We start from the raw sequence: 12,484 nt of genomic DNA on the forward strand, positions 1-12,484 counted from the left end.
GTCACAGGAACGCGGCGGAGTCGACGATCACGTCGGCGAGATACCGCGCGAACGAGGTCCGCACAAAAACACGGTACATTGGTCCGTCGCCAACCGGATGGACCAGCACCTGCGCCTTTGCCAGCATGGTTTGGGCGCAGCGATCCGGGACAAGGTCGGCGAGATCGAGGCTCCACAGCGACGAGAACAACGCCGGCGCGTTAGAGCCGCCGATTTCGAGGACGATCCGGTTGGACGACACATCCACCACGGAGGCCGGTTTCCCGGCGAGTCGGGCGGCTAAGGCGTGAGCGCCCTCGGTAAGGCCTGAGAAATCCGCCAACAACCATTCGTCCGGGCCAAGGCCGTAGGTCCACACCGACCCGTTGTGGGTCACGGCGTTGGTCCGGGGCGCCAAATCCGTACCATCGAAAACGGCGGCAACGGCGGCACCGACATCGTTCGCTGATCCGCGCAGATTGATCTGCGCGGCGACCGGCATGGCGCGGACATTCAACGCGTTGGCGGCAAGGCCGGCGAAGACGGACTCATATCCTTCCAAGGGACCTCGGCGCGCCACGGCACTACCCATCGCGTTTGCTCCCCTCGGGATCGTAGAAAACGGTCGAGACGATTTGCGCCGCAATCGCACGACCGTCCGCCACCGCATAGACGGTCTCGCCCGCACGCTCCAATCCACCGCGCACGAGCGCAAGTGCGATCGAACGCCCGAGGGCCGCGCTGTAGTAGCTCGACGTGACATGACCGTCCATCGGCACCGGCGACGTTTGGGGAAGTCGGACCGCGCCGACCGCATCCATGGGTACGATTTGGGCACCTTCGGGCAAGACTATCGTAGGGTCCTGTGTTTGTAAGCCGACGAGTTGTTTGCGATCGCGCCGCGCGGTGTCGGGTCGGGCGAGCGAGCGCTTGCCGAGGAAGTCCTTCTTGGTCGAGACCGCCCACGCCATCCCGAGATCGTACGGCGTCACGGTGCCGTCGGTGTCTTGACCGATGATCGGATACCCTTTTTCGGCGCGCAGAACATGCATCGCCTCGGTGCCGTAGGGCGTGATGTCGAACGCCGCCCCGGCTTGCATCACCTGCTCCCAAACATGGTGGGCGTCGTGCCACGGGATGTTGATTTCGAACGACAACTCGCCAGTAAAGCTGATTCGGAAAACGCGCGCCTCGACGCCGGCCACAACACCTTCACGGATGGACATGAAGGGGAAGCTGTCGTTGTCCAAAGGCATCTCTGGGGCGACGCGCTCAAGGACATCGCGGGCGCGCGGTCCGGTAACGACAATCGTCGACCAGTGATCGGTGACAGACGTGCAGTGGACGCGAAGATCGGGCCATTCGGTCTGCAGCCACTCCTCCAACCAGTCAAGCACGCTGGCAGCGTTACCGGTCGTTGTCGTCATTAGATACCGGTCTTCGGCGAGCCGTGTTGTCGTGCCGTCGTCGAACACCATGCCATCCTCTCGGCACATCAGCCCGTAGCGACTCCGCCCGACCCCGAGCTTGGTCCAGGCGCTGGTGTAGACGCGGTTCAGGAACGCGGCAGCATCGGCGCCGACGATTTCGATCTTGCCCAATGTCGACGCATCGAGAATGCCCACGCCGTTGCGGACCGCGAGGCATTCGCGCGCCACTGCCTGATCGAGCGATTCGGTGCCGCGCGGGTAGTACCAGGGCCGCTTCCACTGGCCGACGTTTTCGAATGCCGCACCGGCCGCGACGTGCCAATCGTGGAGAGCGGTGATGCGAACTGGATCGAGCAAGGCACCTTTGTCCCGCCCGGCCAGCGCGCCGAAGGTGACGGGGAGAAATGGCGGTCGAAAGGTCGTGGGTGCGAGCCGCGCGAGATCGAGGCCGGTGCGCTCGGCGATGTTGCCCAGCGCGTTGATGTTGCCGGTCTTGCCCTGGTCGGTGCCGAAACCGGTCAGGGTGTAGCGCTTGACATGCTCGGGATGGGTGAAGCCTTCGCGCATGGCCAGGGCGACGTCTGCCAGCGTCGAGTCGTTTTGAAAATCGATGAAGCATTTGCCTTCGGCCTTCGCCGACACCGGAACCCGCCACAGGGCCAGCGGCGCGCCACGCTGCGGTGCTTGGGGCAGGTCGATGCGCGGACCCGCTGGCGCGCCCTTGCCCAGAGCCGCGGCGGCGTTCGATCCGGCACCATAGCCCTCGGCAATGGCGGCAGGGATATCGGTCTCGCCGCACAGCGCCCCCGCACACCACGGATCGTGGGGCCGGCGCGAAGGCACGAACGCCGCTTTGGCGGGTTCGTAGGCGAGTTTTCCGCCCTGCTGGGCGAACAAATGGACTGCCGGCGACCAACCGCCGGAGGTCAGCAGCGTATCGCAAGGAATGATTTCGATTTGGCCGCCGTTCAACGACCGCACTTTCACTGCCCGCACCCCTTGGCGGCCCTTCACATCGATCACCCCGTGGCCGGGCAGAACACGAATGCCTTCCTTCATCGCCTGGGCCACCAACCCGCCGATCAGGTTGGGCCGCACATCGACGATTGCCGCGACGGTCGCGCCGGCGCGCTTGAGCGCGATCGCGGTTGCATAGGTTTCGTCGTTGTTGGTGAAGGCGACGGCATGCTGGCCCACGAGGACGCCGAAGCGATCTAGATAGGTCCGCGCCGCACCGGCAAGATGGATCCCGGGGCGGTCGTTGTTGGGAAACACAAGGGGTCGTTCGATGGCGCCGGTCGCCAGGACGATCTGCTTAGCGCGGATCAACCAGAGGCGCTGGCGGGCACCCGTTCGCTCTCCGGGCGGCATATGGTCGGCAACGCGCTCAAGCGCCGCTGTGTATTTGCCGTCGTAGGTGCCGAAGACTGTCGTTCGGGTCAGGACCGTGGCTTTCTCGTTGACCAAGGCGATCGACGCATCGATCCAGCCCTGGGCCGCCGGTAGGCCGTGGCCCAATGCTAGGCCCGGCAGATCTTCGGCCAGGACGACGCGCGCGCCGCTTTCGCAGGCCGCGCGGGCCGCGGCTAGGCCGGCAACGCCGCCGCCAACCACCAACACGTCGCAGTGGATGTGGCGTTGGTCGTAATCGTCGGCATCGGCGGTTTCCGGTGCACGGCCAAACCCGGCCATCCGCCGCAGCATCGGTTCGTAGACGCGGTCCCAGAGCGTGCGGGAGCCGAGAAAGGTCTTGTAGTAGAAGCCCGCCGACATGAAGCGTGACATCAAACCGAACCCGGCGAAGGCATCGTACGATACCGAGGGCCAACGGTTGACGCTGGCGGCGGTTAGGCCGGGGTAGATTTCAACGCGTGTGGCGAGGGCGTTGGGTTCGGCATGGGCGCCGCCCGCGAGCTGGACGAGCGCGTTCGGCTCTTCGTACCCCGCCGCAAGGATGCCCCGGGGGCGATGGTATTTGAGGCTGCGGCCCACCACACGGACGCCGTTGGCCAGCAACGCCGACGCCAGGGTATCGCCAGCCAAGCCTGTATAGTGCCGACCGTCGAACGAAAACGATATCGTGCGTGACGGATCGACCGAATCGCCACCTGCGACGCGCAAGGATGTGGGGGCGCGACTTGTGCCGAGGGCAGGTCCGTTCACCGATCGTCTCCGGACGGAGCCACCGGATAGACCCGACGAATCTCGTGGGTCACGGTGTGGCGCTCCACGTTGAACCAGCGGCGGCACCCGGCAGCGTGCACCCAACGCTCGGCAAACCAGCCCTTGGTGTTCTTGCGCATGAAGAGGTAGTCCGCCCACTCGGCGTCGGTCAGCGCATCGGGTTGTTCGGGCCGGGCGATATGTGCTTCGCCGCCGGCGTGAAACTCGGTTTCGGCGCGCGGTCCGCAATGGGGACAATCGATCAGCAGCATAGCAGCCCCTAGTGCGCGACCGCGGCGGCGCCGTGTTCGTCGACCAGCGCGCCTGTGGTGAAGCGGTTCAGGTTGAAAGGCGCCGCGAGCGGGTGCGGTTCGTCGTTGGCAATGGTGTGCGCGAAGACCTGCCCCGAGCCCGGCGTCGCCTTGAACCCGCCGGTACCCCAGCCGCCGTTGAAGTAGATACCGTCGATCGGCGTTTTGCCGATGATTGGCGAGGCATCGGGACTGACGTCCACGATACCGCCCCAGTTGCGCATCATCTTGAGCCGCGAGAACATGGGAAAAAGCGCGATCAATGCACCCATCTGACTGGAAATGACCGGCAGACTGCCGCGCTGGGCGTAGGAATTGAACGCGTCGATGCCGGCGCCAATCACCAGTTCGCCTTTGTCGGATTGGCTGACATAGACGTGGACGGCATTCGACATGACGACGCAGTCGAGGACCGGTTTGATCGGCTCCGATACCAATGCTTGCAGCGGGTGGCTTTCCAACGGCAGGCGGAACCCGGCCTTTTCGGCCAGAACGGATCCATGCCCGGCGACAACGATCGCGACTTTGGGCGCCTTGATCGCGCCGCGGGTGGTTTGCACGCCGGTCACGCGCCCGCTGGCGATGTCGAACCCCGTCACCTCGCAGTTCTCGACGATGTCGATGCCAAGGGCATCGGCGGCACGGGCGAATCCCCACGCAACGGCATCGTGGCGCGCCGTCCCGGCACGGCGCTGCAACGTTGCGCCCAGGACGGGGTAGCGAAGCGACGCGGCGACGTTGAGAATGGGGCAGAAGGCTTTGACGGCGTCGCGGTCGAGCCACTCGGCATCGACGCCGTTGAGTTGATTGGCATAAACCCGGCGGCGGCTGTCACGCACTTCCTGGAGCGAATGCGCCAAGTTAAGGACGCCGCGCTGGCTAAGCATGACGTTATAGTTGAGATCTTTGGACAGGCCCTCCCACAGCTTCAGCGCATGCTCGTAAAGTGCGGCGCTTTCGTCCCACAGGTAGTTGGAGCGCACGATCGTGGTGTTGCGCGCAACGTTGCCGCCGCCAAGCCAGCCCTTTTCCAACACCGCGACATTGGTGAGCCCGTGGTTGCGGGCGAGGTAATAGGCCGTCGCCAACCCATGCCCGCCGCCGCCGACAATAACGACATCGTAGGCGGCCTTGGGCGTTGCTGGACGCCACTGGCGGGGCCAGTTGCGGTTTCCACCGAGGCCCTTGGTGAGAAGCGAAAGCGCCGAGAATCGTTGCACGGTCGGTTTCCGACTCTAGTTCGCGTTGCCCGGGGTTCGGTTCAAATAGTCGACACAGGTGTCAACGGATTCGACGTCGGCGAACTTCGAATCGATATCGTAGAGGTTCCACGCCACTGCGCCGGGCACGCGGTCGCCGATGCATTCGCGCACGGCGATGGTACGAAACCCGTCCGCCAGTCCGTCGCATATGGTAGTGCGCACACAGGCCGTCGCGGTGACTCCGGTCACGATGATCGTGTCGACGCCACAGCTTCGAAGGTAGCCGGCAAGCGGTGTGCCGTGGAACGAGCTCGCGCGTTTCTTCATCATGACGTACTCACCATCGACCGGGGCAATACGCGAATCGATCTGCCACAGCGCCTCGTCTGCGAGGTCGACGGCCTCCATCGGAATCTTGCAATGCCAAAGACCCATATCCGTGTGGGGATTGTTGCGGTCGGGAATCTGGTAGGCGGTCGTCACATGAACAACAACATGTCCGTTGGCGCGGAAGGCCTCCAACAAACGCTGCATTCCAGGAATGATTTCGTTGTCCATTTTATCCTGGTCGCAGGTAAAGGGATTGCCCGGCCGGGTCCAAGCATTCGCAAGATCGACGCTGATCAGCGCTGGCTTCTTGCCGAAACCGATGCGGCGGCGGAACCCCCGCTCCTCGTAGATTTTGGTGCTGGCATCAAACGCTTCTTGCAAAGCGGCTTCGAGGCTTTCGAGGGACATGGTCGGTTCTCCGGTGGTCTTTGGGAAGCGCAAGCCACACGATAGACCGTGTCGGCCAACCACGAGAAATATTAATTTTACATATATTAATACGTTTGAGATATGAATTGACGATGGCGTCGAGAATCGAAATGCGTCACGTCGAAGCCTTCTTGGCGCTGGCCCGGACCCTTCATTTCAGCCGTGCCGCGAACGCGCTGCATGTCAGCCAGCCGTCCTTGAGCCGGACCATCACGGCGCTCGAAAGCGAGATCGGCGCACCGCTCTTCGTTCGAACGACTCGGCACGTCGCCCTGACCGATGTCGGGCGCGCGTTTCTCGGTTCGGCGCCCCAGATCCTCGATGCTCGGCAACGCAGCGTCGACGGCGCCCGCCGTGCCGCCGCGGGCGAAACCGGCCGCCTCACCGTCGGCTACATGGATTTCGCGATCAACGGACCGCTCCCGGCGCTCCTCCAGCGATTCCGCGCCATCGCACCGGGCATTGCGGTCGATCTTTCCTACATCCCCACGATCAAACAACGCGAAGCCGTGTTGACCGGCGAGATCGACATCGGGTTCATGATCGGACCGCTGATTGCGGAGGGGATCACAACCGCCCCCATCGACACCGCCGGGGTGGTTGCCCTACTCCCCCGGGGTCACCGTCTATCGCGTCACCGCACGGTATCCATCGAGTCGTTGGCCGGCGAACCTTGGGTACTCGGCGCGCCCGAACCGTGGCAGGCGTTCCGGACGATGGTGTTCGACCTCTGCGCGCGGAAAGGTTACGTGCCAGATGTCGTGCAAGAAGCGACCAACAGCGACGGCATCTTCGGCTTGGTCGCTGCAGGTGTCGGCGTTTCGCTCTACAGCGACAGCGCCACGAACCTGCGCCGGAAAGGTGTCGTTATTAAACCCCTGCAGGGCCGCTACAGCGTGGAAACCGTCGCTGCCTGGCAAAGCGCCAACCCCAATCCGGCACTGGCCCGCTTCGTCTCCGCGACCCTACCGCCGACCTAACGGCGGAGCGGAACGACCTTGGGTCAACCGGGCTCCAGATTAACGTTGAGCCGCTGGCCCGGCACGACGATCCCGCCGCGGTCCCCAATGGCAATACTTTCTTGCCGGTCGAGGTAGGCCGGCGGCAGCTCCCGCCCGGTGTCCGTGCATAGCCACAAGCGCAGCAGGTGGCGGCGGCGGTCCGGCTGCCCGGGCCAATCCTTGAACGCCGTGCGATCGTGCAGAACCTGGTAGTTCTGCAGGAATTGGATGTCGCCCGGCTCGAAATCCATGTTGAGGTGGATGTCGGGGTCTTCGCAAAGCTCTTGGAAGAGATTGAGCGCGGCGACTTGCTTGTCTGTCAGTCGCGGCACGCCGGGCAGCCGCTGGCCTGAATCGATGTAAGGCCGGGTGAAATGAACGGTCAGGAGACCCTGGTACCAACTAAAGATCGGCAGGCGGTACCACGGATCCTTGCCCTCGGGCACCTCGCCGCGCCGATCCACATAGAATGGGAAGAACAGTTCGCGGGCGAGTTCGGGCTGACGGACCAGCATTTCGTTGTAGACGGTCACAGAACTCAGAATGCTGCTGGCACCGCCCGACATCGATTTTTGCAGGCACAGCAACCCGACGAGGTCGGTCGAGTCGGCATGATAGTTTTGCCGCGCCGAGGTCTGATAAATCCGCGCCGTCGGATCGTCGACCGAGCGGGACAGGTCGATCACGTGCCCAAGCAGATCGCCGCGCGCATTTTGCGACCGGGGCCCGCCGAGATGCGTTCCGATGCCCCAATAGGCGCGGGCAGCATGCTCGATATTGCCGTAATCGACAGGCAATCCGCGCATCAACACAAAGCCGCGACCGTCCAACAGTTCGGTTAGCACTTCTTTCAGGCGCGGGCCCAACCTCGGGAGCGGAAACCGAGCCTGGTCGATGTCTTTGATCGGGATCGACATCGTTGCCTGAACGGCGGCCTCGATCTCGTCGAGGTCGTCAGGCGAAAACCGAAAGACCCAGGCGTCGCTTTTCTTGAGGTCTCGACCGTACCAAGCCGAAGGTCCGGCGATCGGACCCGGCGGCATCGGGATGTTGTCACTGTCGTCACGCGCGGCTGCGTGTTTTGGGTTCATGCCCCCTCCTCTTAACTTTCTCCCCTCCGAGGGAGCCCCTACTCTGCCGCTTCGCGCGCGCCACTCCATGTCAGTAGCCGTTGTCCGAGCAGCCGTCCGAAGGTAAGCGCCGGCAGCAACGACATGCCGCTGAGGTAGGTTTTCCCCGAGAGGCGCGCCTTGCCCAGGACCTCGCCAGCGGCAAAGAGGTTGGGGATCGGTTTATTCGCCGCATCGACGACGCGAAGATCGGCGTCGAGATCGAGACCGCCGGGGCTGAGGACGGTGAAACCGACGGCGCGAATGGCGAAATACGGCCCGGTGTCGATCGGACGGGGCATGGATTCGCGCCCGAACCGCTCGTCCTTGCCGGACTCGACGGCCACGTTGTACTGGGCCACCGAGGCTTCGAGGTTGGCGGCATCGACCCCGCATTTCTTAGCGAGTTCGGCCACCGTGTCCGCCTTGAAGTACGATGGGTGTTTATCGAACAGCTTCACCGCATGTTCGCGTTCGATTTCGCTATGGAAATGCGGCGCGTTTTGCCGAATGCCTTCGTCGAAAACGATGAACATTTCCATGCCGTCCTGGGCGAGCAAGGCGTGTTCGCGGTGATCGACGCTGGGGTGGTCTTCGCGGACGAAGCGCTTGCCGGCCCGGTTGACGAAAATCTCCCAGGGTGGACGGAACTGCGGGCTGAGCTTGAGTCCGCCCCGCGCCGAGAGCGGGTCTTTCGGATCCTGCATCACCGCCGCGAACGAGCACAGGAACTGGTCGCCGCCGTCGACCTTGGCGCCGATCTCGCGTGCCGCAAGAATTCCTTCGCCGCGCGAATACGGGTTGCAGTAGGACCGCAACGGATAGGCGGGCGTCAGTTCAGCCCAGAGTTCCGGGTTGGCGGCGTAACCCCCCGTGGTCAGGACGACGTTTTGTCCGTGAATCTCGACCTTTTCGCCGTCGCGCGCTTCGGCCTCGATGCCGACGACCGCGCCGTTTTCCACCAAAAGGCGGCTCATTTTCGTTTGCAGAACCAGCGTGACAGTACCGCGCGCGATTTCCCGGTCGAGGAGCGGTTCCATGACCGCCAGAACCGAAAGGCCGCCATTCTCGCCCCAAGCGTAACGGCGGACGCGGTGGGGTTCGTGGCCCCAGCCGGCGATCGGCGTGTGGGGGACAACCTCAAGGCCGTTATCGGTCAACCAGTCGAAGCTGTCGGCGGCGTTATCGATAGCCAGACGCCCGAGAATGGGATGCACCGTGCCGCCTGAAATGCGGTGGCAATCGGCGTAATGCCAATCCGGATGATCGTCGATCCCCAGCTTCTTTTGCAGCTTGGTCCCGGCGGCGGTCATTTGGCCGGTCGACCAATGGAGGGTGCCGCCGATCTTGTCGTCGGCCTCGACCAACAGGACCCGCGCGCCACGCTGACCGGCAAAGATCGCGGTCGGAATGCCGGCCGTACCGGCGCCCACAACTATGACGTCCCATTCATCGTGCATCGTACTTGCCTCCCCTATCGTGTTCGTTGATTTGCGCCCTTCGCCGCGGGCGCACCCTACCCCAGAGGCAAGATGCTATCGCGCTCGCGCCGCGGAGAATACGCAAAAATCCCGCCGCGCGCGCCCGGTGGACTAGCCGGCGGCTTCGATCTTGTCTTGCGTCTTCGTCGCAAAATCCCCGGCATCGTGCCGTTCGCGGAGTTGGTCCTCAAGCGGCCCAAAGGATCGGTTGACTTTACGTCCGCGAATGACCGCATCGCGGGCGGCGATCTCCCGGGCCCATCGGCCCAGGTTTTTGTAAGAGTCGGCGCCGAGGAACTCGCCGGCGTTGTAGGCTTGGTTCAGGACTACACCGCCGTACCATGGCCAAATTGCGATATCCGCGATCGTGTAGTCGTCGCCGCACATGAATTGTTTGTCGACCAGGTGCCGGTCGAGGACATCGAGCTGGCGCTTGACCTCCATCGCATAGCGGTTGATGCAGTATTCGATCTTGAACGGCGCGTAAGTATAGAAGTGACCGAAGCCGCCGCCGAGATAGGGCGCGCTGCCCATCTGCCAGAACAGCCACGACAGGCACTCTGCGCGTTTGGCTGGATCCTTGGGCATGAAGGCGCCGAACTTTTCCGCTAGGTACAGCAGAATTGCGCCCGATTCGAAGACGCGGGTGCCGGGTTCGGTGCTGCGATCCATTAGAGCGGGGATCTTGGAGTTGGGATTGACGGCAACGAAGCCACTGCCGAACTGATTGCCATCGTCGATGGTGATCAACCACGCGTCGTACTCGGCGCCGGAAATGCCGAGGGCGAGCAGCTCTTCAAGCAGGACCGTGACCTTGACGCCGTTCGGCGTCGCCAACGAGTAGAGCTGGAGCGGGTGTTTGCCGACCGGCAGTTCCTTCTCATGGGTCGCGCCGGCGATGGGGCGGTTGATACTGGCGAATTTCCCGCCACTCTCCTTGTCCCAAGTCCAAACTTTGGGCGGTACGTATTCGGCCGTTTCGGTCATGCGGTGATACTCCCTTCGGGGTCTGGAGGACTGGGCAAACGCTTACTCTACCATCTAGCATGGCCCGACCAGCGCCGCACCTGATGCCGCCCGGGCCGGCTCCCCGTCGCGCTGTCGGTGTGGCGGGCACGTCATGTTAGGGTGCGGCGCCCGCAAAATGGGCAACGCACCGGTACCGTTCCAGGAGGACTCCCATGACCGCCCTGTCGATCCTCGACCTCGTCCGCGTGACTGAAGGCACCGACGCGCGGGGCGCCCTCGACAATGCCCGCGACCTTGCGGCCCATGCCGAGGACTGGGGTTATGCGCGGCTGTGGGTCGCGGAGCACCACAACATGGCGGGGATCGCCAGCGCCGCGACCGCGGTCGTCATCGGCCACATCGCGGCCGGCACCAAGACGATCCGGGTCGGCGCGGGCGGGATCATGCTGCCGAATCATTCGCCGTTGGTCATTGCCGAGCAATTCGGCACATTGGCCCGTCTCTTCCCAGGCCGTATCGACTTGGGACTCGGCCGCGCGCCCGGCACAGATCAGCTCACCCTGCAGGCGCTTCGGCGATCGCCCCAGGCCGCCGAAACCTTCCCGCGCGATGTCCTGGAATTGCAGCACTACTTTGCGCCGGTACAACCGGATCAGCGCATCCAAGCGGTTCCCGCGGCGGGCACCAACGTCCCGCTTTGGATTCTCGGCTCAAGTACGTTCGGCGCTATGCTAGCTGCGGAGTTCGGCCTTCCCTACGCGTTTGCATCGCATTTCGCGCCCGATCTCCTCATGACCGCGCTCGAAATCTACCGCACCCGCTTCAAACCCTCGGCGCAGTTGGCCGAACCCTATGCCGTGGTCGGTGTGAACATCATCGCTGCCGACAGCGATGCCGAGGCGCGACGCTTAGCAACGACCCAACAGATGTCCTTCACCAACATGGTGCGCGGCACCCGTGGACTGAGCAAGCCGCCGATTGACGACATCGAAACCTATTGGTCGCCGATGGAACGCGCCCACGCGATGCAAATGCTGGCCCGGTCGATTGTCGGCGCCCAAGATACGGTGCAGGCGGGCCTCGCTGCATTGATTGCCGAGACCGGCGCGGACGAGTTGATGATCGTGTCGGACATCTACGATCACACAGCACGTCTGCGATCCTTCGAACTGATCGCCGCCGCGGGGCGGGCGAGCGAACGGCTAGATAGCGCCGTTGCGTAGGATCGGTTGTTCGAACGGCGCGCCAGCCTACATTGTTTCCAGTAGACGACCCTGGCCGCGCACCCGATCCATGATCCCGTTCGAACGTAATGCGTGCCAATAGGTCGCCGCGTTGGCGGAAATGACGGGCTTGCCGAGCCAACGTTCGCCTTCGGCGGCGACGCGCGCCATGGGGAGATTGCTGCCGACCTGGATGATCGCGTCGACGTCCGGCGCGTCGAGGGCGACGACGGCCTCGCGCAGGCGCCGTTCGGAGACTTGGCTGATGTTGACGGCGCTGGTTGCCCCCATGCCGACGACGCCGGCAACCTCGTAGCCGTTGGCCCGGTAGAACGCCGTGATGTCCCGATCCGGCGTAAACGGCGCGACGACCGCAATGCGCTTGATCCCGCCGTAGGCCGCAAAAGCCGCAAGCATCGCATCGGAGGCAACCGTCATTTCAAGTCCGGTCTTTTGCCGGATCACGCTTTTGAGGTTCTCGCCCGCGTTCTCGCCCTCCCAGAAGGCATCGGGGGCGACACCCATGATGAAATGATCGACCTCGCAAGTCATCAGGGTGACCGCGGCCTCGTCGACCGTAGAAGAAATACGGACGATCTTTTCGAAATCTTCGTCGCTGTCGAAGCCCAAATTCTCCATCGGAATCCGCCCGATCTGGTTGGTCACGCCAGCCGGCCGCATCGCCTCCATTTCCGGCTGCACCGTTGTGTTCGTCGACGGGATGATGATCCCGAATTTCATCCGGTAACCGAGCGTGTCCTTCATGATCTTCCGCCTGTCGTTTCACCGAAGATTGAAAACATAGGCCTATGGGGCACCAAGCTTGCGGCGAAGTATGACCGCACCGCGCCCCGGTT

11 protein-coding genes are annotated in these 12,484 nt (G+C 63.5%); 2 read left to right on the plus strand and 9 right to left on the minus strand.

The window, feature by feature from the left end:
- Position 1: 1 nt before the first annotated feature.
- Genes RID42_16730 through RID42_16750 form a run of 5 tightly spaced genes read right to left on the minus strand, consistent with a single transcriptional unit; the run spans position 2 to position 5,823 of the window.
- On the minus strand, positions 2-571 hold the full coding sequence (locus RID42_16730) for a sarcosine oxidase subunit gamma family protein (GenBank protein ID MEQ8249328.1): 570 nt from the start codon (positions 569-571) through the stop codon (positions 2-4).
- On the minus strand, positions 564-3,530 hold the full coding sequence (locus RID42_16735) for a sarcosine oxidase subunit alpha family protein (GenBank protein ID MEQ8249329.1): 2,967 nt from the start codon (positions 3,528-3,530) through the stop codon (positions 564-566). The genes RID42_16730 and RID42_16735 overlap by 8 nt, the downstream gene beginning before the upstream one ends.
- Before the next feature lie 38 nt (positions 3,531-3,568).
- Entirely contained in the window at positions 3,569-3,844 is a 276-nt protein-coding gene (locus RID42_16740) for a sarcosine oxidase subunit delta (GenBank protein ID MEQ8249330.1), read from the minus strand.
- Positions 3,845-3,852: 8 nt separating this feature from the next.
- Positions 3,853-5,103, minus strand: coding sequence for a sarcosine oxidase subunit beta family protein (locus RID42_16745; GenBank protein MEQ8249331.1), 1,251 nt, complete (start codon positions 5,101-5,103; stop codon positions 3,853-3,855).
- Positions 5,104-5,118: 15 nt separating this feature from the next.
- Positions 5,119-5,823 (minus strand): isochorismatase family protein, encoded by a 705-nt coding sequence (locus RID42_16750; protein ID MEQ8249332.1) that lies wholly within the window; start codon positions 5,821-5,823, stop codon positions 5,119-5,121.
- Positions 5,824-5,936: 113 nt separating this feature from the next.
- Between RID42_16750 and RID42_16755 the strand changes: the two genes are divergently transcribed.
- Positions 5,937-6,824: a LysR substrate-binding domain-containing protein gene (locus RID42_16755; protein ID MEQ8249333.1), complete on the plus strand. Its 888-nt coding sequence runs from the start codon at positions 5,937-5,939 to the stop codon at positions 6,822-6,824.
- Between the two features lie 23 nt (positions 6,825-6,847).
- Here RID42_16755 and RID42_16760 read toward each other — a convergent pair whose 3' ends face one another.
- The 3 genes from RID42_16760 to yghU all read right to left on the minus strand — a co-directional run bounded on the left by RID42_16760 (position 6,848) and on the right by yghU (position 10,422).
- Positions 6,848-7,936, minus strand: coding sequence for a TauD/TfdA family dioxygenase (locus RID42_16760; protein MEQ8249334.1), 1,089 nt, complete (start codon positions 7,934-7,936; stop codon positions 6,848-6,850).
- 38 nt (positions 7,937-7,974) lie between these two features.
- The gene (locus RID42_16765; GenBank protein MEQ8249335.1) at positions 7,975-9,414 is read right to left on the minus strand and encodes an FAD-dependent oxidoreductase; all 1,440 of its coding nucleotides are present in this window, start codon (positions 9,412-9,414) and stop codon (positions 7,975-7,977) included.
- Between the two features lie 132 nt (positions 9,415-9,546).
- Positions 9,547-10,422, minus strand: a complete 876-nt coding sequence (gene yghU / locus RID42_16770) for a glutathione-dependent disulfide-bond oxidoreductase (protein MEQ8249336.1) — start codon at positions 10,420-10,422, stop codon at positions 9,547-9,549.
- A 194-nt stretch (positions 10,423-10,616) separates the two neighbouring features.
- Between yghU and RID42_16775 the strand changes: the two genes are divergently transcribed.
- Positions 10,617-11,627, plus strand: coding sequence for an LLM class flavin-dependent oxidoreductase (locus tag RID42_16775; GenBank protein ID MEQ8249337.1), 1,011 nt, complete (start codon positions 10,617-10,619; stop codon positions 11,625-11,627).
- A gap of 27 nt (positions 11,628-11,654) precedes the next feature.
- Here the strand turns inward: RID42_16775 and RID42_16780 are convergent, their stop codons facing one another.
- Positions 11,655-12,392: an arylmalonate decarboxylase gene (locus RID42_16780; protein ID MEQ8249338.1), complete on the minus strand. Its 738-nt coding sequence runs from the start codon at positions 12,390-12,392 to the stop codon at positions 11,655-11,657.
- Positions 12,393-12,484 lie beyond the last annotated feature (92 nt).

Source organism: Alphaproteobacteria bacterium (genome assembly GCA_040216735.1).
Lineage (GTDB): Bacteria > Pseudomonadota > Alphaproteobacteria > SHVP01 > SHVP01 > CALJDF01.